Source organism: Rickettsia sp. Tenjiku01 (genome assembly GCF_001653015.1).
Classification (GTDB): domain Bacteria; phylum Pseudomonadota; class Alphaproteobacteria; order Rickettsiales; family Rickettsiaceae; genus Rickettsia; species Rickettsia rickettsii.
In genome coordinates this window covers 92,809-115,679 of record NZ_BCMR01000008.1, presented here as the reverse complement: position 1 = coordinate 115,679, position 22,871 = coordinate 92,809, and the positions used below count along the sequence as shown (strand labels likewise).

Below are 22,871 nucleotides of genomic sequence, written 5' to 3'. Positions count from 1 at the left end.
CCACGCAGTCTACGACTGCGCGCAATGACTGGGTGGTATCCACGCAACAATGCCCGCTTGCAATGACGTTTACTTACACCGCTCTACATATTCCTTATTCAATTTTATAACGTTCCAAATCCATAAACTCATCATAATTATAAAAGTTACTAATAAATATATTATAATAGAATCAAAGGTAGCAGTCGGAATAATAATAAATATCAAAGACTGTATAAATGCTCCAAGCGATTTACCGAATTTAGTACCTATTACCTCTACGGCAGCTTTTCCCTTAGTTCTAAGCTCTAAAGATAAAGGAATATACGCCATTTCTTTTGTTGAATCAAATAATGAATATTTGGACGATTTACTCAGTATGTTCTGAATTGCTCCAACAATAATCGCTGCATATAGAAGATTAAAATCACCGAAACATTCTCCTATTTCTTCAATAAAAATTATAAAGATAAAAAACATCAAGCCGGTAATAGACAACATAATAGGAGTTAATAATGCAGAAATGAGCCAACCGAGTCTTCTAAGAATATTACTGCCTATTATCATGAAAGTAACGCATGATATCCCCATCCAAATATTAAACCTGCCCATAAAGTTAACATAGTCTATAGTGTTTGGATGTAATTCTTTTATTTTTGCTTTCCAAGGTCCTTCAACTATATTTATTAATAATCCATAACAGATTATTAATAAGGCAATACGACCTATATATTTTGAGTGAATTACTAATTTGATACTTTCAATTACCGAAAGTTTTGTTTGCATTTTAGCTGTAACTTTTTTTGCATCTAAAACATTTATGGAATCTGTTAAAATAAATCTATTTATTATTCTAAATAGAAGCATAGCAATTATTCCTGCAGTAACAATAATTGACATGATTGGCTGAAGCATTATAGCATTTCCGGCAGATGAATTAAAAGAATCTGGTAATAATTCTGAATCAATGACGTCCTGCCCGCTTGAGAAAAAGACAAGTACGTTGCCTGCTATTATAAGACCGATATTACCCACCATTCCAAGAACGGGATAGAATCTTTTAGCTTTAGAAGTATCAAAAATGTGATTGGCAAACTGCCAAAACATTAAGTTTATGATTACTGCACTCCATAATTCCGCGAAAATATACATCAGTGCATAACTCCATTGACTACCTATTTTAATAAACCATTTAAAATTAGGATATGAAGCAATTAATTTATTTATCATTTCATCATTAGGATGATAAATATCTTGATTTGGATAAATAATATAGGCAAATAATAAGAAAAATAGTAAAAAACTGCCGACTATAATGTAGAAAAGATATTCAAAATTTAAGTTATTACTAAGTTTAACATAAAGTACGGTAAAAATTACGCACGAGGGTAATACTAACCATAATTTTAAGAAGCTAATAATTTCAGCCCCCATAGAGGGTACTACTAAACTATCTTTGATAGATCTTAAAGCCCCAAAATTAAAAAGGATACATAACATCATTAAAGCCATAGGTATAAATAGCTTTAATTCTTTCCTTTCTATAGGCCACATTATTTCTTTAACTTTTTCAAAGAAAATTTTAGGCGGTAACATTTTTATTGTAACCTTACATATTAAAGTTAACTTTTAAATCTCTTAAGTGCTAAAGTCAATTAAAATAATTAATTTATACTACTCCAAGGTGTTATTTCTTTATATCGCCAATAATATTTTGTGATCTTATCTAATTTGTCCTGATTTGTCTTCCATAATTCCTGCTTATCGGTAATCCATGGCTTAGGTCCTGCATAGTGTAAAATGAAATAAGAAAAATAAGGGCTTTGAGTCTCAAAATATGTAAAACAGTTCCATCGCATCGATAAGATTTAATAAATCTTGGTTAGGAAAAGAAAAATCACATTTTGAATTTTGTAAAGTTTCTAAAAGCATATTTTTATCTTGCTTTTCTTGAATATTTTTTAAGTTTAAAAATACTACCCCGCTATTTTTATAAGAATGCGCTATATTTCTCTTACATTTTTTTGTCACTTTATGACTAATCTATGAGAGTTATTTGAAAACAGTGAACTTGAAAAAATACATATGGATTAATGATTATCAGTTAATTAATGTTCAAAATATTTCTGATGAAAAATTAAAAGAAAAAGCTTGGTCTGGAATCTTGCAGTTTTTTTAACATATCCACAAATGAGATTTATTATACACCTTGAATCAGATTAGGGAAAATGATAAAATAGAAATAGAAAAAATGCTTAAATCGCATTTAAACCCTGCATTAGGAGAAAACCTTATGAATAGCTTAGCTCATAGCTGGAAACAAGAAGGTATTGAAGAAGGTAGAAAAAAGAGAAAATTACTATGGCTAAAGAAATGAAAAAAGAAGGGCTTTCTTTAGAAACTATTATGAAAATAACAAAATTAGATAAGAAAGATATTGAGCAATTAAAATAACATTATTACATTACATGCCGCAAATAAACAGAAGACTCACATTTTTGCATATTAAGTCTATAGGAACTTAGAGCTAAAGGCATATATACTCGATCAACTTCAAAAATTGGCTATGTTGTCTCATAAGCTCTGCGGTGCTCACATATTAAGTATACGCTCCGCTCCTCGCCTTATAGACTCCTTGCTCTTTTTGAAGTTGATCTTCGTCTATCAATTCTTAATTTACTCGAAGTATATAAATTCATGTTAAATAACTCTCGTTTATGTATTATTTGGTTGTTTGGGCTTATTAGCGGTTTTAATCTAATGATTACCGGTAATACTTTAAATTATTGGCTTGCTACAGAAGATATAGCACTACAAACAATCGGTATATTATCATTCATAACGCTTCCCTACTCTATTAATTTCTTGTTAGCACCGATTTTTGATGCAGTGCAAATTAAATATTTAAACAAAATATTCGGTCATAGATTATCTTGGATTTGCTTAACTAGTAGTGCATTGATATTTCTTATATATATTTTCAGCTTTCTAGATCCTAGTACTAATCTAGTATTATTTGCTTTCACGGCTTTAATTATTTCTTTTTTTAGTGCTGCACAAGATACTATATTAAGTGCTTTAAGAACGGAAATAGTACCTAAAGAATCGCTTGGGTTTACTTCAGGAATATATATATTCGGTTATCGGGTCGGTATGCTTTTAGCCGGTTCTGGAGCTATTTATTTATCTATTTATTTAACATTTAATGAAATATATAAAATCTTTGCCGGTTTAGTATTTATTTATTTAATTTTATTGATTGTAGGAATTAAGTATTGTTATTTAAACGAGAACATACATATACAGATAATCAAGAATGATAAAAATAATCAAAATAAAAAAAACATAATAAATTTTATATATAATGCGTTAAAACCTATAGGTTCTGTTTATTTCATTATTCTTATATTAATTTTCCTAGTATTATATAGGTTACCGGATAACTTAATTAATGTTATGATTAATCCGTTTTTGCTTCATCTTGAGTATGATGCTTTTGAAATAGCAAGCGTTGGAAAGTTTTGTGGAGTTGTAGGAGCTATAATCGGTGGACTTGTCGGCGGGGTTATTATGAAACATAAAAATATATTAAATAGTATATTTTTATTTGGTATTATTCATGCTTTAGGACATATTTTGTTTATTTTTCTTGAAATAAACGGTAAAAATTCTTTATTATTATTTATTACGATAGGAATAGCAAGTATTACCGGCGGTATGACAATGACTGCTTATATCGCTTTTATTTCTGCACTCTGTCAAGGTAAATTTCGAGCTACTCAATATTCTTTTCTTTCATCGATGATGGGGATTTCGCGCTCAATTTTTCCTATAATTTCAGGCTATATGGTAGTAAATTTCGGTTGGCAAAATTTCTTTTTATTTACTACTATTATAACTATTCCGTCTTTATTAATTTTATTAAAAATAAAAACTAAATTACAATAACGAATGATATATATATTAAGTATAATATTTTTAATACCGTATTTTGCTATTTCTTCCATTATACCAAGTATTTTTATATTAAATCAAAGTGCAAAATATCGTAGCTTCAAAAAAGCTCTACCTAGTGTGATTGTTGCTTCGATTTCAATCATGATTTCTTCTTTATTTTTATGATTTGGTATATAGCAATACCTTTATTTACATGTTTATTTGTATATAGTTTTTATCATTGGCAATAATTGGTTATAATATTAGAAAATTAAATTGGGAGCAGTAACAATTTGGAGCATAGCTCTAGTATATAAAATGGCTATTTAAATGAATAATGATATATTAAGTGCTTTTTTACATGGCATCGTTTTAGCTCTCGGTTTAATAGTGCCGCTCGGAGTACAGAATATTTTTATATTCAATCAAGGAGCAACACAGCCAAAGTTTAGCAAGGCTTTACCTAGCATAATTGCAGCCTCAATATGTGATACTATGCTTATATGTATGGCAGTTCTTGGGATATCTTTGTTAATGCTTGAAATTTCTTGGTTAAAATTATCTATATTTATTGTTGGATTTATTTTCTTAATTTATATGGGATATAATACTTGGAATCAGCCGCCTATTGATCTTACAATGAATTCCGGGGCTTTTTCAGCTCAAAAACAAATTTTATTTGCTATATCGGTGTCAATATTAAATCCGCATGCAATTATGGATACGATTATAGTAATAGGTATTAGTGCTTTAAAGTATAGCGGTATTGCAAAAATTATATTTACCTTAACTTGCATACTTATATCTTGGATATGGTTTTTTTCTTTAGCAGTTGCAGGTTATAATATTAGAAAGCTAAATAAAAGTAGTACGATTTTAACTATAATTAATAAAATAGCTGCTATTATTATTTGGGCAGTTGCTTTTTATATTGGAGTACAAATATTGTATGAAATCGGTTTTATTAACTAGACATATTGAAGAAAATAATGAAACTATAAAGGAAATAAGTAAATATAATTTAGATTTACGTGATATTCATTGTCCTTTAATTAAATATAAAACTCTAGATTTTAATATCGATATTTTAGATAATTACTCACATATAATAATAACTAGTAAATATGCAGCAAGTATCTTAACCGGTCATAACTTAAAACAAGATATTTGGGTAGTAGGTAGTAAGTCAAAACGATTATTAGGCAAGAAAGTAATGTATACTGCTAAAAACGTGGAAGATTTGCTTAAGCATTTTCCTCCTGATTTATATGAGCAGACTATATATTTATCTTCAAATGAAATTACTAAAGATTTACCTAGCAAAATAGCTAGATATATCATTTATAATGTAGAATATTTGAATGAGCTGCCCGTATCTATTATAAAAGAATTTAAAAATAATATTGATTATATATTACTTTATTCTCAAAATAGTGCTAGGACTTTAGTAAAATTATTACTGCAAAATAATTTACTAGAGTACTTACAAGATAGTTTAGTTGTAGCCATAAGTTTGAAAGTTGCAAATATAGTTAGACCTTTTATAAAAAATGTGGTTTATTGTGATGATCAAAACCTTAACGATATAATCAAGTTATTATCTGAAAATGCACAAATTCGATAGTTTATTTAAAAGCAAAAACATCTTTTTTATAGCAATAGTAATATTTGTCTTATCTTCTTTTACTCTTTATCATAATAGATCCGATATTTTAAAACTGTTTAAAAGTGAAAATAAGGATTTAAGCCAAATTCCTGATCAAGTAGTAGAAAATAAAGAAAATACTACCCTGGAAGAAAAGGCAGCAGCTCCTCTATTATCTACCAAGTCGCTTTTAAATTACGTAAGTTCTTTAAAGTTTCCTGAAGCACCGACTAATGTAGTAGAACCAAAATTAGAAACTGTAGTCAATTCAGCTTCATTCGGATACAAGGCACAAGGAGCGAAGCCTATAACTAATAGGAGAGCGACGAGTGATGAGGTATGGGTATCACTTGACTATATTAATTACTTATTAAATGTAAATCTATTAGTATATAATTTCGTGCAAGATAAGGATTATAGTAAAGAACTAAGAATAGTAAAATCCCGCATGCTGCCTCAAGATATAAGGAATATTTTAAATAACTTAGAAGCATATAATAATTATCTTTTTTCTAAATCAAGTAGTACGGAAGTAATTTTTCCTACCAACCATAAGTGGCTGGAGAAGTTTATCAAAATTGAAAAAAAACCTTCTGCTATGATGATAAAAGAACAAGATAAACCTCTAATTTTAGAGAACTTAAACTATCTAATCGATTGTCTTTATTCAGAAAAATTTATACAGGAGTTTGTAAATAAAGATGTTTAGGTTATTATTAATATGTGCTACTTTTTTACTGCTTTATTTCGGGTTTACTTTTATAGAGAGCTTTGATTCAAAAGTTTTTATTAGTTTATATGATTATAATATAGAGACTACCTTGTTCTTTAGTCTTATTTTAGGCCTTTTATTACTAATTTCTTGTTTTATTGTCATTAGATTTCTAATATTAATTATCGATTTACCATCTAAAATACATAATATTTTTAGTAAACGAAAAATTAATCATGATAGATATGCTTTAATTTTAGCTTTTGCCGAATATATTATGAATAATAAAGCTAAATCTGCTTCTATTGCTCGCAAAAATTTATCTTCTGAAGATCTAACAGATTCACAAGAATTCCATAATTTAATCTTAGCCGTAACTGAAGAGGATGTAGATAGAAAAATTTCCTATTTTCAAAAACTTATTACATCTAAAGAATTTGTTTTTTACGGTAGCAAAAATCTAGCAAAACTTTATTATGATAAATCTTTTTATAAGAAAGCAGAAAATTACGCAACAAAGGCTTATAATTTCAATGAACTTGATCTTGACAATTTAATTACTTTAATGCGTTGTTATGCTAGAGTTTCTCTATGGACGAAATTTATTTTTATAACGAATAAGCTCGCAAAATTTCATAAACATGAGTCTATGCCGGAAATTGCTGAGTATTATTTATTAGCAGCGAAGCAAGAAGTAGAAAGTAATAATACGGCTAATGCTATAGATTATTTGGCAACGGCTGTAGATTTAAATTTTTATAACGACGCATTACTAGAATTTTACTTTAATTTAAATAATAAGCTTAATGTTAATAGAAAGATCAAAATATTAAAAGATGCTTTTCGTATTATCCCTTCTTTAAAATTAGTGCAGCTATTTAAAAAATTTACTTCTCTATCAGATAGACAAATTTATGAAGAATTAATTCAAGAGTTAGATGCTAAAAAAGATGAAATATTAATTTTAGCAATAGAAGCTTATTTAGAATTGTAGACATTGTGATATAGATTCTTTTATGTTATTCCCACGAGGTATTGTTGCGTGGTGATAAAAAAATTCTGTAAATCAGAATTTTTACTGGATTGCTTCGTCAATTGCTACGCAATTTCCTCGCTATGACGACTTGGGTACCTGCAACAATGCCTGCTCGCAATGACGGATAAGCCGAACCACACAACAAAAACTAATATAAAAATAATTTCTTTGGGTGCTTACTAATTTCTTCATTTACATTATTATTATGGTGATGATAATTAGATTGAATTGTTATTAAATAAGCATTTATTGCTTTAGAAAATTCTTCAGTTTTATAACGAAAGAAATGGTCAGCTCCATTGATAATTTTATAATCAACTTTAATATGGGATTGTTGCTTAGATAATCTATTTGCTAGGTCTTTTACATCATCTGCCGATACTATACTATCATTATCTCCCTGTAATATAAACCCTGGAATAGGACAAGGTGAGAGGAATGAGAAGTCATATTTATGAATTGTATTAACCGGCGGTGAAATAGCAATAAAATGATTTATTTCCGGACGTCGCATTACAAGTTGCATAGCTATCCATGCTCCGAAAGAAAATCCTAATATCAGATTAGACTGAGCATTTGGGTTATTCTGCTGTAACCAGTCGAGAGCTGCCCCCGCATCAACCACTTCACCAACTCCGTTATCAAATTTACCTTGTGATCCCCCTACTCCTCTAAAATTAATACGTAAGACGGTATAACCGTTATCTGCTAAAATTTTATAGGCATTATAAACTACTTTATTATTCATATTACCCTCATATAAAGGATGAGGATGAAGCACTAATGCAATAGGGGCATTAGGCGCGGTAGCTTTTGCATATCTTCCTTCAATTCGTCCTTCCGGGCCGTTAAAATAAATTTGTGGCATAATTATTCATAATATTTAATTTGTTCGATATGATATTTTACCACTTTTTCTTATTAGTGCAACTATTCTGAATTAAAATATGAGTGTATTGACGCATGCCGCCATATATACTAAAATGTAGTCAAATCAGTTGGATGTAATTACAAGAGCGAGAAGTGCAGCTTATAGATAATAGGAGAGCGACGAGAGACGATGTAAGTGAATTCAAATCATTTGACTATAGCGGATAATAATAACTGAATGGAGCTATATTATGCAGTAGATATTAGATTACGCGTTTCATAAACTTGAAGCAGCAGAAATATTTAAGCAAATGGGGATGACTATGTCAGAAGCCATGATGATATTTTTCTAACTCAATGTATAAATAGCGGCGGTTTGCCTTTCAAACCACATATTAAGATTCCTAATGACAAGACTATAAAAACTTTTGAGACAGATCAGCAAATTGGTTTAACTATCTCAAATAATACAAAAGAAATATTTAATAAGTTAGGCACCTAATTTGTATCATCATTACAAACGACTAAAAACCTTGTTGTACGACTTCTATGTCATTCCCGCGAAAGTGGGAGTCTAGAAAGGATCACCTTAATACTAGTATAAAAATTACAGATTATTGACAAAATAAACCTAAAAAAACAAGTTTTTTATAGGTTTTGCTGGATTCCCGGTTTCGCGGGAATGACATATAAAGATTATCTAAGAAAATACTGCTCGCTCCACTGCATCTACGCTATGTTGCACTAAATCCTTAGCAATTTCTTTAGTAATCATCTTTTTTAGACCGTTTTTAAGTTCTTGTCTAACACATCCAAGCATTTGCGGTTCTGCTACAATAATCAATTCCTTATATTTAGCTTGATCAGCAGTAGTTACTTTCTCTAAATGTTTAATAACGCTCCTTGCTGCTTCTTTATGTGCTATATCTTTTAGCGAAGTATGCGGCTCAAACAACGAAGCCGGTGTAGATTTATTTTGATAAAGGCTTTGTCTTTTTTCTCTATGGTGGTGATGCTCCTCTAAATCCAAAGATAATTTTAAAGGTGTATTAGTAGTAATTTTAACTCCTTGAGCGTCGTAAAGCATCATTTGCTTACTATCGATAACCGCAATTAATTTTAACGCTGTTGTCCTTACCATAAATACCTCCATAAGAACTAAGTTGTAATTTTATGATAATACTAATTATTTTTAAAACCTAATATTAATTTAATAATTTTTGCTTTTCACTGTTAATAATTTGCTCAACCTTGTCATTAAGTATACGTACGTCTGTTTGCTCTATTTCTTCTTTTTCTATTACACCTATAATCTTTATCTTTATAGTTCCAGGTTGCTTAAACCAAAAACCTCTAGGCCAAAATAAACCGGCATTATGAGCTATCATCACAATTGGAACTTTAGTAATTGAAGCAAGCTTTACGGCACTTGGTTTAAATTTTACCGTTCTATCAGGCGGAACTTTAGTTGATTCCGGAAATATTATTAACCATAATCCTTCTTTTATTTTTTCCTGACCTTCTCTTAAAATCTGAGCAACCGAGCTATTAGTACCACGGTCAACCGCAATAGGTTTAACCATCCGAAGTCCCCAACCAAGCAGGGGTATATTAAATAATTCACGCTTTAATACCCAAGAATGTTTAGGAATAATCAGTTGCATAAACATTTGATCCCAAAAGGATTGGTGATTAGACACGACGATTGAACTAGTCTTCGGTAATTTCTCAAGCCCCTCTACTTCATATTTTAAACCGCAACAAATTTTTGCAAGCCACACAAAAGCATAAGAAAAGATAATGGCAATTCTATATCTTATTTGATAGTTGACATTGAAAAATGTTACGGGTATGTAACATATAAGAAAAAAAATAAATGTAAATAACGATAATAATCCGTAAAATGATAAAATTCTTAAACGCCACAGCATAATTATTAAGATAATGATATTAATTAAAATGGTATTTATAACATAATTTTACAATGAGTAAAATAAAAAGGTATTAAATGAAAAAAACTGTTCTTTCCGGTGTGCAAGCAACCGGTTCTTTACATCTCGGTAACTATCTTGGTGCAATTAAAAACTGGGTTAAAATGCAGGATGAATATAATTGTTTTTTCTTCTTAGCAGATTTACATGCTATCACAGTTGATATTAAGCCATCAGAACTTAACAATTCAATTATGGAGGTGCTTGCTGTTTATTTAGCAGCAGGGCTTAACCCCGACAAAGTAACGATTTTTGCCCAAAGTATGGTGAAAGAGCATACTGAACTTGCTTGGCTACTAAATTGCGTTACACCGCTTGGATGGTTAAAGCGCATGACGCAATTTAAAGATAAAGCAGGTAGCGATCAAGAAAAGGCTTGTCTTGGGTTATTTTCCTATCCGGTACTTATGGCAGCGGATATCTTAATATATAAAGCCGATATAGTGCCTGTAGGTGAGGATCAGAAGCAGCATTTAGAGCTAACAAGAGATATTGCAGGGGTAATAAATAGAAAATTTAACAAAGAAATTCTAAAAGTTCCTGAGGTTTTAATTAGTGAAACAGGCACAAGAATCATGAGCTTACGGGATGGATTAAAGAAAATGAGTAAATCTGATATTTCGGATTTTTCCCGTATCAATTTAAAAGACGATAACGATCTTATTCATCAAAAAATAAAAAAAGCCAAAACCGATCATTTAAGTTTTGTTAGCTATGATCAAGAAACAAGACCGGAAATTAGTAATTTATTAGATATTTATAGCAGTTTATCCGAAGAAAGCTTGGAAAAAATAATCGGTAATTATCAAAACCAAGGTTTCGCAAAATTTAAAGAAGATTTGGCAGAAATTATTATTACAAATCTACAACCGATACGTGATAAATATTTAGAATTAATGAATGATAAAGAATATTTATTAAAAATACTGCACAAAGGAGCAGAAAAAGCAAGAATTAGAGCTTCTGAAACGGTTAATGAAGTGAAAGAACAATTCGGCTTTGTAATTTAGATGCATATATTGCAAGATTTCCCTTGAAATATATAATATTATTTGGTATGAATCTTCTTGGATAGGTGGCCGAGTGGTTTAAGGCACTAGTCTTGAAAACTGGCGTACGGGTAACCGTACCGTGGGTTCGAATCCCACCCTATCCGCCAGCTCAGTTTATAGTATAATACCCTTTTATTTGCTTTATAGTGTTTAGTATATTTATCTAGTAACATCCTAATCATTTTTTGATAAGGCACATGTGCAGTTGTTGCTTCTGATTTAAAAAATTCTACGCTCTCTTTACTTAAAGAAATGGTTACTTTTACTGAATCATCTTTTAATAAAAGTTCTCTAGGATATGGTAAGAAATCTTTTACTATTTTTACTTCCCCTATTTCCCCATCAGTGTATTTTATTCTCTTGCTCATAAATTCTCTTGCCTTTACGCCAGTATCCTGCTCCAAAAATTCTTATATGATTACCTCGGAACATAAAACGGACTGTTAAATATTACCATCAACTTTACCTAAACAAAAATATCTTTTTTCTGTAACACTATATGGTCTACATCTTGAAGGCTTATCCTTTTGATATCTAGAAAAGCTTTTTGAGCTTCATACAAGCTTACGTTATGCTACCAATATTAAGTTTATTTTTTTCTTCATCCCATTCAAAAGAAGAATGCATTTTTAGCCTTTCATCGATTAATTTAATAATACTTAGCTCTATACTAAATGTCCATATATGTAATTTAAAATCACTATCTTTACTAAATTCTAATAGACCTTCTAAATGATTTTTTTGTATAGAAGAAGCAATTTTAACTTCAAATGCATCATTATTTTGAAATATAAAATCAACCTCATATCCTTCTTTAGTACGCCAATAAAATAATTCATCTCTTTTGTCGTTTAAATATTTATAAGCTATTAATTCTAAGAATACATAATGCTCAAAAGATTTACCAGCATCAAACCCTGTCATTTCCTGATATTCATATTGCCTTAGGTAATTTGCTAAGTGTGGTATCAAAAAGGTAAAATTTAGGCATTTCCGTAATAATTTGCCTTTTACTAAGTGATCTATACGGATAAAGATGATATCCTAAATACATATCTTCTAATATTTCAAGATATGTTCTAACGGTTTTTGCATCAACACCGCAATCTCTTGCTATATTACTATAATTTATCATCTCATCGTTTGAAATGCCTATAATCTCTAGAAACCTTGCAAGTGCTTCGCGTTTTCTTAAATTTGCTTCACAAACTGTACTTCAGGTAAAATATAGTCATATAAATAGGACGCAAGATATTTATGAATCTTTTTTGATGCAATATAATGATCAGGTATTAGTCCATGATTAAAAATTTTATGCCAATCAAGCTCTTTTATCTCAGAATAGCATAGAGCAGCAAAAACATATATCTCCAAACTCTTCTGCCAAGTAAATTGCTACCTGTTGATTTTAAGCGCCTAGTACTGGAGCCGCAAAGGATAAATTGTAAAGATTTATTAGATTCTATTAAATAATGAACCTTATCTAACAGTAAGGGAATTTTTTGTACCTCATCAATAATAATAGTTGAGATGCCGTCTTTTGACTTAAACTCTTCTCTTAAACGTTCAGGATTTTGAAAGTAAACTTTATAGATATCAGCTTGTAATAAATCTATATATATCCGGAAAACGTTGTTTCAGATATGTTGACTTACCAGTTTTACGTGCTTCCCACAAAAAACAGGACTGTCCTTATAATATCTTGCAAATTTAGATATTTTAGGAGTATATTCCCTAAATATCTATTTATCTAGTTGATTTAAGAGGTTATCTGTAAATAAATTGTAATTAGCAAGTAAAGAGCTTTTTTAGCAAAAATTGATAAGATTTTTGATAGGGTGTTATTCATAATCGATTAAAATTATTTACAGATAGCTTCCAACATCATTTTAGCGGCTTTTATGCCTGCTTCTGTTGAAGTTTTTATATTGGTAGTTTCGGTATGGAAAGTTATTTTACTGCCATCAAGGTTACCGAGCATAAAATTGGTTTGTATATTAGACATCTTCCCAAACTCTACTTCTAGGGGTAATTTGTACGTCAATCCGGTACTCGCATCTATGCAATTGCTTTTGTACGCTGCGGTGGCAAGTGCTTCTGTGTTTCCTTCAAATACCTCCCTATAAGCGAGTTTGGAAAGATGTCTAGGATTTGCATCTAGATATTGTGAATAAGCAGCAATCGGGGTGCGGCAATTAGCATCTAGATACTCTAAAAATGCTCTTTCGGGTTTTATGAGTTCAAAAGTGGGAAGATGATTAATTTGGTTGCATATCTCAAGCATAGCATTATCATCTTTTCTAATCTCAACTGCAATGACTCCCTGCCCTATACACGGTAACATCTGTGAATACTCTATCAAATGGCAATACTCCGGATTAAACACCTCTAACCTTTTAAGACCTGTATATGCTAAAATTGTTGCGTCAACTTCGCCGGTCATTAGCTTTTTTATTCTTGAATCAACATTCCCTCTAAAAACCGTTACCTTTAAATCCGGTCTTATTTTTTGGATAAATGCTTTTCTTCGTACTGCCGAGCTACCTATTACGGCATTTTGCGGCAGCTCTTCTATAGATTTATATTTTAGACAAACAAAAACATCTCTGGGGTCTTCACGCTCTAAAACAGCAGCTATTACTAGCGGTTCAGGTATTCTACCCGGTACATCTTTTAAAGAATGAACAGCTAAGTCAATTTTTTTATCAAGCAAGGCTTGCTCTATTTCCTTTAAAAATAAAGCTTTACCGCCTATATCGTATAATGGTTTATTTTGGATTAAATCCCCGCTAGTAATAATCGGCACTATTTCACAATTGATATCAGGAAAAAATTGTTTGATTTGTTGAATAACTAAATTAGTGTGTATTAAAGCAAGTGGACTTTTTCTTGTACCTATTCTGATAGAATTTGTCATTTGTTTTCTACTATTTCAAAAGGGCTAGTAAAACTTAAAACATTACTGTTTATAATTACTTCATGATTCATAATAACTGGATGATTTACTTCTCCATGCCCTATGCCTACTGCTTTATAAGTGCCAATATTTTGAATATGATTTAAACAAAAACTTTTTATAGCTTGTTCTACAAACTCATCTCCTTTAGTAAAATCACCAAAGATTATTGCCTTTATGCATTCAAATATACCGGTATTTTTTAATTGAACTAGATTACGATGTACGGCATAGGCTTTTTCATTAACGTCTTCAAGCAATAGAATTTTATTGTCATCTCCGTGAAAACGGGGATCCAGTATTATTTTTTCTGGATTCCCGCTTCTGCGGGAATGACCTAAAGAAGCATAGGAATGAGAATGAATTTGCACACCAGTACTAATCAATTTAGTTAAAACCGTTAAATTCCCGCCTGTTATTGTACCTGTTATATTTTCCTCACTAATTTTCTTTATAGGTATAAGTTGTATTTCACTCTTTTCTCCTTTAAGAACATTTATTATAGGCATAATATCCTGATTGGTAGGCGGTAGTAACGAAGTTAACACTGAACCGTGAATAGTTGGGATATTATAATGGTTATTTAGTAATAAATGCAAAACGGTAATATCGCTATAGCCTATCAGGACTTTATCCCCTTTTTGTTCTATATTAAAACAATCTTCTACAAATTCACTGCATCCATATCCGCTGCGAAAAGCCCAAATTATTTTAACCTGTTCATTTTCCATAGCTTCTTTAAACATTCTCAACCTTTCCTCTTTAGAAGCAGCGAAAAAAGGCAATGCATCACCTGAAAAAATCTTATCATCTACTAAAGTTTTAAAACCATGCAACGCTAGTATTTTAATAGCTTCCTTTAATTTATCTTGTGCATCTAGACAGCTTGATGCCGGTGCTATTATTGATATAAAATCTCGTTGTTTATTAAAAATAATTTTTTTCATAATAATGTCATACCGTGGCCCTGCCACGGTATCCGATAAAAATGTTAAAAAATGCGTGTTATAAGTTGTTTTTTGGATACCGTGGCGGGGCACGGTATGACAGCAAACAGTACTGTATTCCTGTGATCAACGGAATGACATTTTCAATTACAAAGGCATCGTAAAAATCAAAGTAGTCTTTCCCTGTTTATCGTTTTCACTCCTCTACCTCCTGCCGTACGTGTTTTAGAGCTTACGACAAATACACCGAATATACTTTGCAATTCCTCTTTCAATACTCCTATTCCATCGTCTTTTATACTATAAAACAAGATATTATTTTCTTGCATGTGTAGATCAATTTTTATTATTCCCTCACTACAATAGCTGATAGCATTTATTATTAGATTATCGAATGTGTGTTTAATATAATGAGGATCACAGTTAAAATTGAAAAGAATATAATTATATTCTTTTCAATATCAGATACAAAATTTAAGATTTTGCTGTTTAGATATAATTTTTTACATATTTTAATCCTTTCATGTAGCAATTCGCTTAAGTTTATATCTTTTTTATTGAGTTCATCATTAAGACTGGATAATTTTGAAAAATCTAGAATATTATTTATCAAGCTATTTAATTTAATAGAGCTTTTAGCTATAATCTCTACTGCATTGCGATGCTGATCTTCATTAAATTTATCATAATTAGCTCATAAGGTTTCACCAAAGCTAATAATACCGGTTAGCGGCGTATTGATTTCATGGTTTATATTACGTAAGAACTCATGTTTCAAATCAAGTAACTTCTCTAATTCCTGCTCTCTATAATTAACTCTATTACATAAAGGAGTATTTTTTAGGTTAACTAATTTTTCTTGCTCCTGCCTTGGTTTTAAGCATACTATTAAAATTAAAAGGCTACTAAATAAGGTTAGAAATATACTACTTTAAATTGAAAATTATCTATGCTAATTAATAACTTCTCATCCATAAAATATTTATAAAACTCTATACTAGCAAACGTAACGGTCATAAGTAGTAAAGTAGCTTGCCACCTGAATATCGTTGCAATTATAAGTAAGTTAATTATCGAACACATTAATTGCAATTGATCAAAACTACTTGATATAACAAGTAAACTACCGAAAAATATTAATATAACGAAAGTAGCCACAAACCAAGATAAAGATATAATATAATTCTTTTGAAACTTTAAAGACCATAAAGGATAAGTAATTAATATTGCAGCAGTTATAAGTGTGGTATGGTAAATAATATTATATATCTCCAAACGGTTCATTATTCTGCTACCTGATGTGGTATATAAAGATGAGAACATCGATATTAAAATAAATATACCGACATAACTATAAGTAATTTCTTGATTTGGTAGGATACTTTCCCAATATTTAAAGATGTTAAAATTCTTAAGATCACGAAATAAAGTCAAACCTTTTCTTTCGCTCTCTTGCCTGATTATTTTAACGGTTAGCGGCTCTTTTAAAGAACTAAACCCTCCGGGTTGCTTTAAAATATAATGGCTTCCAAGGAAAAAGAGTAAATTTACAATAGTTGCGGGTAGTATCGGATAAATACCTAGAACTGCTCTTAAAGAAAATATTTGCCACAATATAATAGTTAATATTGCAGTAATCATACCGATAAAAAAACTTTTGGCACTTGATTTACCGTATATTAACAAAATTAACGTCAAAGTGATTAGCGGTAAATAGATGCTAGTCAATAATAAAAATAGATTTATTAAATCTTTAGTGTAGAGCGATATAATAAAACCTATTAATCCTATAGTAATTGCGGTTATATAATTATAATTTAATGAAGCTTTTTTAATGATGTCATTAGTAAAAGTTACCACTGCAACGTTAATATAAGAGTTCGTACTTGCGATTATCATTGCCATAATAACGCCGACTATTAACCCCTTAAATCCTATATAACTTTTAATGATCCGTAAAAACAATTCATTGGTGTTAACTACCGGATCTTGAGACAATAATAATATTGCAATCCAAATGAATAAAACAGATAAAAAAAGACAAATAACTGCCGAAATAAAAAATGTTCGTGATATTTGCCTTGTGTCTTTTGCCATCAATATTCTTTGAAAAATTGAAGGACCAAGTGACGGAATCACAAAATATATAAAAATATTTAAAGAAATCCAAAATTTAGGACTAGTATAGTGAAACAATCCTTGTAAATCAGTAAGACGAGTTTGTACATTTGAGTCTATAACTATATGCGGATCGCTAAAAACATTCCATACGACAATTCCTATTACTGGAATAATTGCACTATAAGTAAAAAACTGTACGGCTTCGGTAAAAGTAACCGATTTTACACCGCCAAAAGCAGAATAGCTTATTATTACAGTGGCAATACATAAATCTATGTAAAAATTTGAAATGTTAAAGAATAGCTGTAATATTAAACTTGCTACGTGGAATTGCATGGCAATCCTACCTATAGACATTAATATACTAACTATCGACGTAAGAATACGAACTTTGTTACCATACGCTTCCCCTATTATTTCTGCTGCCGATAAGCTACCCCAAAAATTCTCAAAACGAGGAGCTATAAAGTCACTAATTAATAACCAACTAACAACGCTACCGAATATACTAGGTAATAAGTACAATAATCCATCCGGATATATTCTTGAATTATCGATTAAAAAAGTACTAGTACCGATCCAAGTAGCAATAAGAGTTGTGACTATTGTACCTGTAGAAAAATTCCTTGTTCCTATCGCATATTCGCAAATATTTTTTATATTTAGAAGTCCAACTAGCAAATTAATCGCTAAAAAGCTAGTAAAAATAAGGAGATCTATATTTGGCATAGAGTGAAGTTATAGGGATTTTCTATGCAAATAATAATAAAGATAAAAAAAGAAACAAACAATATTTTTGTGGAGTTAAAAAAGTATGTCATTCCTACGAATACACATGGGTGTCATAAGACTCGATGTCATTCCCGCGTAGGCGGGAATCCAGTACTTCAAAACTTTTTAAAAGATTTTTTTAAAGCTCGCTTTATGCTGAAATTCCTGCTTCTGCAGGCATTAAACGAGCCATGCAATAAGGCCGCTTTTAGCTAGGAATGACATACAAGACTCATTTTTATTCATAAAGATTAAACTTCTACTGCCCTGACCTAATGATGCTACAGTATAATCGTTATTATACCAAGTTGTGTACTCATCAAGTGCATTATGACAATCATTGTCATCAACTATAGCTGTTTTTTGCTCTTCTAATACATCTGCTGCAGTGTTTATTACCTACCATCTTGATACTTGGACCAAACGGCGGCTTGTTTTCTTTATTTAATAATACTTTTAGAGTTGGCAGTTTTGGGTTGCTAGCATTATACTTTTGAATTGTTTAAAAATAATCTATGGCTAGGAGTAGCTGTATCTTGAGTACAGTGAAGATTTACATTACCGCCATTTTTTATTAAAGTTTCTACGATTTTAGTAGCGTTATAATCGCTATACCAATCAAGTGGTGTTTTACCACTCTTATCATAGAACTTTACATCAAGTTTTGTATGCATATTTTTATGCATTTTTCTAAGAATGCGGCTCCAAATTCACCGAACCATGCTATTGCATTAGAATTCAATTGATCCATAATGTTAGGATTAAATCCTTGCTGTTTTACTATTTTTTCTATTATAGGCTCAGCTAAAGATTTCAGTTCTTTAAAATTGTTGATTAACAATGTTTTTTCTTGACCGGATGTTTTTGCAATATCTTGTTTAATAGAGTCAGGGATGAGGATCATTTTGTTTAATATCTGTACAGCAATATTTTCTAAAACATTTTTAACATTCTGATCTTATTGTTGAGGTATGAAACTACAAAGAGCTTCAAAAATATTAAGTTTGTTGTTAACATTAGTTCTGTTTAATATAGCCGGTATTAATTGTATGTTTCCTGAAGTTAATAATTGAAAAGGTGTATACATAAAAGTCTCCAATTTATATTAATTTTTTATAAAAAATACCATGAAATATGGTTTGTGTCTTTTGCATCTACTTATAATTATTAAAAAATTAACTATTATTTAATACCAAGGTGCGAGAGATAAGTTGATTTTAATCCCTTTAACGGTAACATCAGCTTCTTTATCGGCAAGATATTTTTCTTCTCTGATTAAGGCGATTGCTTTATTGTGATAACTTGAGCATATTACGCCGATTTTATTGTTATCTGCGAGTATTTCTTCATCTTTAACTAATGAAGATAAATCTTCATCTGCTGTAATTTTATATATCTTTCTTCTTATAACTCCTTGATATTTAGCCCTTGAAATCAGTTCCTGCCCGACATAACAACCTTTATCAAAACTAATTGCATTTAACTCCTCAGCACCATACATATTTGGAATAGATTTATCTGTGATTAAATCTTCCACACCATCTATTATTGCAAAATTATATTTATCTTCTAGGTATATTGGATTCCCGTTTTCGCGGGGAGATGTTGTTGAGGGGGGCGGTTCCCCCTCTGTCACCCTGTGGCTTGACCACGGGGTCCAGTCTTTTTTAATTATTGTCTGGATACCGCACAGCGGTATGACATCGAGCTTATTTAGTGAGCGGAAACCAAGCTTAGCATAACGAGGATCACGAACCGTAATTAGCGAGTCTATATCTAATTTTTGAAGTGAGTAGATAACTTTATATTCGTCACTACAATCTATTACTTGTATTTTTGAGCGAAATTTATAGAAGTTTAAATACTCTATCAAAGCAGCTTTATTACTTTTATCAATATCAAGGTAAATTTCCTCAGGGTTATGAACATACACGAAAAAATCAAATAAATATCTTCCTTGATTATTAAGCAAATAAGTATAGCAATAATTATAGTCAATTGATTTGGACTCGCCTACTGCGTTACTCGTCGTCTCGCCTATTATTATAGGCTTCGCTCCTCGCTCCTTGTATCCGAATTCAACTGAATTGACTATACTCTTACAAATATCGTTAGTAATGAGATTTTGTAGGAACTTTACGGAATCGAAACCTATTATTTTGATAACTTCTCTATTACTTAATATTTCATACATAATTATAATATTATTGACTTTATAGGTTCCTAACTACTATACTCTAAATTTATATAAATTAAACTTAATAATCATGAGATGTTCATCTTACTGTACTTCTTCCGAATATAAGATGAGTGATCTAGTTACTAATTTAAAAAAGATTGGTCTTGAACCTCAACATTTTGATGATGTTTTATATATTCGGAAAGAGATAAATAAAGATTCTGATTTTATAGAGATATTTTTCTTTCCGTTTGGTTGTGTAACTATTTGGGGCGGCGATGAAATTCAAGAAAAAATAGTTTTAAGCGATACTGATTTAGTACCAGTAAATAAGCTTAAAGAGCTGGTATCCGATTATATTTATTTTGAATATAATACGGAAGTCAAGAAAACATTTATTGATGAAGAAAAAAATAAAATAATCTTAGCAGATAAATCAGTTTTTGTTAAACTTTCTATTTCCCATGCTCTTGCACAATCGGTTAAACTTAGCGTTCTTGAGCAATCTGTTAGTAACTTGATTGTTCAGACAACCCCTATACAACAGGAACTAGCTAGAACCGGTAGCGTATCGCTTTCTAAAAAGGAGATATTACAGCAAATAGGTATATTATTTAACGAGCGTTATTCAATCAGTTTGCATAGCGATATATTCGATACTCCAGAATTTTTTTGGCGTCGTCCGAGTTATGAGCCTCTATATCTCATGACAGCAGAGTTTCAAGACATAGAAATACGGCAAAATATAATGAATCATCGTCTTAATATGATTCACGAGCTTTTAGACATTCTTTCAAACGATCTTAATTATAAACATTCCACCAAACTTGAGTGGATTATTATTATTTTAATCGGTCTTGAAGTGGTTCTGTCGTTATCTCATACTAATCTTTTCTTAAAAATTATCGGAGCTTTATAAATAGCTTCTATGCAAATTATCGATAATCAAAAAACATTAGAAGAATTTTGTAACCGGTTAGCAAATAAGGCATGCTTAAGCATAGATACGGAATTTGAGCGTCGCTATACTTATTATGCTCAGCTTAGTATAATTCAAGTTAAAGCAGAAGAATATTGCGGAATAATTGATGCATTAAGCAATTTAGATCTGAATATTTTTAATAAGCTGCTTGCAGATAATAATATTACTAAAATATTTCATGCTCCTCGTGAAGATTTAGAGATTTTCTATAATTTATTTAAAACACTACCTGTTAATGTTTTTGATATACAAATTGCAGCAAATATTTGCGGATTCGGTAAACAGCTAAGCTATGATGACCTTTGCTATAAGCTAATCGGTATTATTATCGATAAAACCTACCAAAAATCTAATTGGCTAAAACGCCCTATTACTAGTGATATGTTAAATTATGCAATGTTAGACGTGGAGTATTTGTATAAGATATATAAAGAGTTAAATAATATAATTGTTAGAAATAATTTAACTAATAAATATCAAACTACTCTTAGTGCTTTATTAGATGTTAGAAATTATAAGGTTGAGCCGAAAGATGCTTGGAAAAAAATAAAATATGGAAGTGATGATAAGAGTTTTAATCACAAAATTCAAATGCTTGCAGCTTATCGTGAAGAGAATGCACAAACTATAAATATTCCTCGTAAGCATTTTATTTTAGATGAAGATTTAATAAAGCTTAGTAAATACCCGCCATTGAATCACAAGGATTTTAAAAATCTAAATTTAAAAAGCAAATATTTACACAAACAAAAATATAAAGATGAAATAATAAGTTTGTGTCATAACTTATAAGAAAAAAGCTATAAATCGAATAACTTGTAGCCTATTATGAATAGAAAAAAATTAGCCAACTAATGTAACTTGTATCTCACTATCTTGTACTACTTTGACATATTCGTTGTATACATCATCAGGCAAGTTACTAAATGCCTGGGCTATGATAAGTGTCCCTACTCCTACTAATGCTAATTGAAAGCAAATAGCTCCAGTCTGAGTATCGCCGGATATTTGTCCTGTTTCTAGCCAATCTCCAACTGCTTGTGCAAAAAAAGCAAAAGGTACACCGATCAATACGACAATTTTTTTATTATATCAACCATTTTACCCTAAGTTGATTTTTATCAAAAAAATATAAATTAATATTTTATACAATAAAAAAGTTAAGGTTATTATACCGAAATCATAAATTTAAGCTTACAATCATGAGATTCAATCAGAAAATTATCTATTAATTGTTCTTTTAAACAAACTCCGGCGGTTAATATATTTCGGTTATTATTAAGATATCGGTCAAAATGTCCTTGGCCGTATCCAAGTCTATAACCCTCCTTACTAAACGCAAGTCCTGGGATAATAACTAACTCAGGAATAAAAAAATCATTATTTATAGGTTCATAGGTTTTAAAAGCCCCTAAAGCCAATTGATCGTTATAATGATAAGAACAATATTTTATCTCATTTTTTATGATTTTCGGTAGGAAGAATCTTATTTCAGGATGTAAGTTTGTTATTTCAAGTAAGTTAATTTCGTATTTTAGAGGAAAGTAAAGTCCTACTGTCTTTACTTTTAACTCCTGTAATAACCAGCTAATTTTATTGATTAGAGAGTTTTTGACTAAATCGGAATTAATCTTATCTTGGTTTTTTATTAAAAATTCTTTGAAATAAAGACGCAGCTCTTGTTTGGTCATAAA

The 22,871-nt window shown here is 30.4% G+C and carries 23 protein-coding genes, 1 tRNA gene and 4 pseudogenes; 11 read left to right on the top strand and 17 right to left on the bottom strand.

What is annotated here, in order from left to right; translation table 11 throughout:
- Positions 1–69 precede the first annotated feature (69 nt).
- Positions 70–1,575, bottom strand: coding sequence for a nucleotide exchange transporter Tlc3 (gene tlc3 / locus TENJIKU01_RS03215; protein ID WP_064429176.1), 1,506 nt, complete (start codon positions 1,573–1,575; stop codon positions 70–72).
- 68 nt (positions 1,576–1,643) lie between these two features.
- Positions 1,644–2,016 (bottom strand): annotated as a pseudogene (locus TENJIKU01_RS10645) (glycosyltransferase family 8 protein); the annotation flags it as partial.
- A 172-nt stretch (positions 2,017–2,188) separates the two neighbouring features.
- On the opposite strand from TENJIKU01_RS10645, the pseudogene TENJIKU01_RS07435 reads away from it, so the two are divergent.
- The 6 genes and pseudogenes from TENJIKU01_RS07435 to TENJIKU01_RS03185 all read left to right on the top strand — a co-directional run bounded on the left by TENJIKU01_RS07435 (position 2,189) and on the right by TENJIKU01_RS03185 (position 7,266).
- Positions 2,189–2,433, top strand: a pseudogene (locus tag TENJIKU01_RS07435) (transposase).
- 243 nt (positions 2,434–2,676) lie between these two features.
- Positions 2,677–3,927, top strand: coding sequence for an AmpG family muropeptide MFS transporter (locus tag TENJIKU01_RS03205; protein ID WP_064429174.1), 1,251 nt, complete (start codon positions 2,677–2,679; stop codon positions 3,925–3,927).
- A 318-nt stretch (positions 3,928–4,245) separates the two neighbouring features.
- Positions 4,246–4,887, top strand: a complete 642-nt coding sequence (locus tag TENJIKU01_RS03200) for a LysE/ArgO family amino acid transporter (protein ID WP_064429173.1) — start codon at positions 4,246–4,248, stop codon at positions 4,885–4,887.
- Positions 4,865–5,539, top strand: coding sequence for a uroporphyrinogen-III synthase (locus tag TENJIKU01_RS03195; protein WP_064429172.1), 675 nt, complete (start codon positions 4,865–4,867; stop codon positions 5,537–5,539). Before TENJIKU01_RS03200 ends, TENJIKU01_RS03195 begins: the two co-directional genes overlap by 23 nt.
- Positions 5,523–6,269 carry a palindromic element RPE2 domain-containing protein gene (locus TENJIKU01_RS03190; RefSeq protein ID WP_064429171.1) on the top strand — a complete coding sequence of 249 codons (747 nt, stop codon included), beginning with the start codon at positions 5,523–5,525 and terminating at the stop codon, positions 6,267–6,269. The genes TENJIKU01_RS03195 and TENJIKU01_RS03190 overlap by 17 nt, the downstream gene beginning before the upstream one ends.
- Complete coding sequence (locus tag TENJIKU01_RS03185) at positions 6,262–7,266, top strand: tetratricopeptide repeat protein (RefSeq protein ID WP_064429170.1); 1,005 nt, start codon at positions 6,262–6,264, stop codon at positions 7,264–7,266. The genes TENJIKU01_RS03190 and TENJIKU01_RS03185 overlap by 8 nt, the downstream gene beginning before the upstream one ends.
- Positions 7,267–7,456: 190 nt before the next feature.
- Here TENJIKU01_RS03185 and TENJIKU01_RS03180 read toward each other — a convergent pair whose 3' ends face one another.
- Positions 7,457–8,176, bottom strand: coding sequence for an alpha/beta hydrolase (locus tag TENJIKU01_RS03180; protein WP_012736801.1), 720 nt, complete (start codon positions 8,174–8,176; stop codon positions 7,457–7,459).
- 378 nt (positions 8,177–8,554) lie between these two features.
- On the opposite strand from TENJIKU01_RS03180, the gene TENJIKU01_RS10640 reads away from it, so the two are divergent.
- A complete protein-coding gene (locus tag TENJIKU01_RS10640; RefSeq protein WP_172795032.1) occupies positions 8,555–8,680 on the top strand; it encodes a damage-inducible protein J in 126 nt (41 codons plus the stop codon).
- Between the two features lie 198 nt (positions 8,681–8,878).
- Here TENJIKU01_RS10640 and TENJIKU01_RS03175 read toward each other — a convergent pair whose 3' ends face one another.
- Together TENJIKU01_RS03175 and TENJIKU01_RS03170 are read right to left on the bottom strand one after the other, a co-directional pair.
- Positions 8,879–9,319: a host attachment protein gene (locus TENJIKU01_RS03175; RefSeq protein ID WP_004998294.1), complete on the bottom strand. Its 441-nt coding sequence runs from the start codon at positions 9,317–9,319 to the stop codon at positions 8,879–8,881.
- A gap of 64 nt (positions 9,320–9,383) precedes the next feature.
- On the bottom strand, positions 9,384–10,109 hold the full coding sequence (locus TENJIKU01_RS03170) for a lysophospholipid acyltransferase family protein (RefSeq protein ID WP_064429169.1): 726 nt from the start codon (positions 10,107–10,109) through the stop codon (positions 9,384–9,386).
- A 77-nt stretch (positions 10,110–10,186) separates the two neighbouring features.
- Here TENJIKU01_RS03170 and trpS point away from each other — a divergent pair, with 77 nt between their 5' ends.
- Together trpS and TENJIKU01_RS03160 are read left to right on the top strand one after the other, a co-directional pair.
- The gene (gene trpS, locus TENJIKU01_RS03165; protein ID WP_064429168.1) at positions 10,187–11,179 is read left to right on the top strand and encodes a tryptophan--tRNA ligase; all 993 of its coding nucleotides are present in this window, start codon (positions 10,187–10,189) and stop codon (positions 11,177–11,179) included.
- Positions 11,180–11,238: 59 nt separating this feature from the next.
- A tRNA-Ser gene (locus TENJIKU01_RS03160) sits at positions 11,239–11,328 on the top strand.
- A gap of 21 nt (positions 11,329–11,349) precedes the next feature.
- Here the strand turns inward: TENJIKU01_RS03160 and TENJIKU01_RS10635 are convergent.
- From TENJIKU01_RS10635 to TENJIKU01_RS03105, 10 genes and pseudogenes are all read right to left on the bottom strand, one after another.
- Positions 11,350–11,589: pseudogene (locus tag TENJIKU01_RS10635) on the bottom strand (CopG family transcriptional regulator); the annotation flags it as partial.
- A gap of 196 nt (positions 11,590–11,785) precedes the next feature.
- Positions 11,786–12,145 (bottom strand): DUF4143 domain-containing protein, encoded by a 360-nt coding sequence (locus TENJIKU01_RS08380; protein ID WP_227779902.1) that lies wholly within the window; start codon positions 12,143–12,145, stop codon positions 11,786–11,788.
- A 10-nt stretch (positions 12,146–12,155) separates the two neighbouring features.
- Positions 12,156–12,371, bottom strand: a complete 216-nt coding sequence (locus TENJIKU01_RS08375; protein ID WP_371440160.1) for a DUF4143 domain-containing protein — start codon at positions 12,369–12,371, stop codon at positions 12,156–12,158.
- Positions 12,372–12,552: 181 nt separating this feature from the next.
- Positions 12,553–12,816 (bottom strand): AAA family ATPase, encoded by a 264-nt coding sequence (locus tag TENJIKU01_RS08365; protein WP_255374195.1) that lies wholly within the window; start codon positions 12,814–12,816, stop codon positions 12,553–12,555.
- 266 nt (positions 12,817–13,082) lie between these two features.
- Positions 13,083–14,138: a hydroxymethylbilane synthase gene (gene hemC / locus TENJIKU01_RS03135; RefSeq protein WP_064429166.1), complete on the bottom strand. Its 1,056-nt coding sequence runs from the start codon at positions 14,136–14,138 to the stop codon at positions 13,083–13,085.
- Complete coding sequence (locus tag TENJIKU01_RS03130; protein ID WP_064429165.1) at positions 14,135–15,124, bottom strand: LD-carboxypeptidase; 990 nt, start codon at positions 15,122–15,124, stop codon at positions 14,135–14,137. Before TENJIKU01_RS03130 ends, hemC begins: the two co-directional genes overlap by 4 nt.
- Positions 15,125–15,271: 147 nt before the next feature.
- Positions 15,272–17,974: pseudogene (locus TENJIKU01_RS03120) on the bottom strand (sodium:solute symporter family transporter).
- A gap of 527 nt (positions 17,975–18,501) precedes the next feature.
- A complete protein-coding gene (locus tag TENJIKU01_RS09595) occupies positions 18,502–18,690 on the bottom strand; it encodes an ankyrin repeat domain-containing protein (RefSeq protein WP_227779900.1) in 189 nt (62 codons plus the stop codon).
- On the bottom strand, positions 18,669–18,920 hold the full coding sequence (locus TENJIKU01_RS09590; protein WP_227779898.1) for a hypothetical protein: 252 nt from the start codon (positions 18,918–18,920) through the stop codon (positions 18,669–18,671). Before TENJIKU01_RS09590 ends, TENJIKU01_RS09595 begins: the two co-directional genes overlap by 22 nt.
- A gap of 282 nt (positions 18,921–19,202) precedes the next feature.
- A complete protein-coding gene (locus TENJIKU01_RS03105; RefSeq protein ID WP_064429160.1) occupies positions 19,203–20,210 on the bottom strand; it encodes a YgfZ/GcvT domain-containing protein in 1,008 nt (335 codons plus the stop codon).
- Between the two features lie 112 nt (positions 20,211–20,322).
- Here TENJIKU01_RS03105 and TENJIKU01_RS03100 point away from each other — a divergent pair, with 112 nt between their 5' ends.
- Both TENJIKU01_RS03100 and TENJIKU01_RS03095 read left to right on the top strand, forming a co-directional pair.
- Positions 20,323–21,114: an RMD1 family protein gene (locus TENJIKU01_RS03100; RefSeq protein WP_057700027.1), complete on the top strand. Its 792-nt coding sequence runs from the start codon at positions 20,323–20,325 to the stop codon at positions 21,112–21,114.
- Positions 21,115–21,123: 9 nt separating this feature from the next.
- Positions 21,124–21,969 (top strand): ribonuclease D, encoded by an 846-nt coding sequence (locus tag TENJIKU01_RS03095; protein WP_064429159.1) that lies wholly within the window; start codon positions 21,124–21,126, stop codon positions 21,967–21,969.
- 51 nt (positions 21,970–22,020) lie between these two features.
- Here the strand turns inward: TENJIKU01_RS03095 and TENJIKU01_RS03090 are convergent, their stop codons facing one another.
- Positions 22,021–22,248, bottom strand: a complete 228-nt coding sequence (locus TENJIKU01_RS03090) for a hypothetical protein (protein WP_064429158.1) — start codon at positions 22,246–22,248, stop codon at positions 22,021–22,023.
- A gap of 98 nt (positions 22,249–22,346) precedes the next feature.
- Complete coding sequence (locus tag TENJIKU01_RS03085) at positions 22,347–22,868, bottom strand: 5-formyltetrahydrofolate cyclo-ligase (protein WP_064429157.1); 522 nt, start codon at positions 22,866–22,868, stop codon at positions 22,347–22,349.
- Between the last annotated feature and the right edge of the window lie 3 nt (positions 22,869–22,871).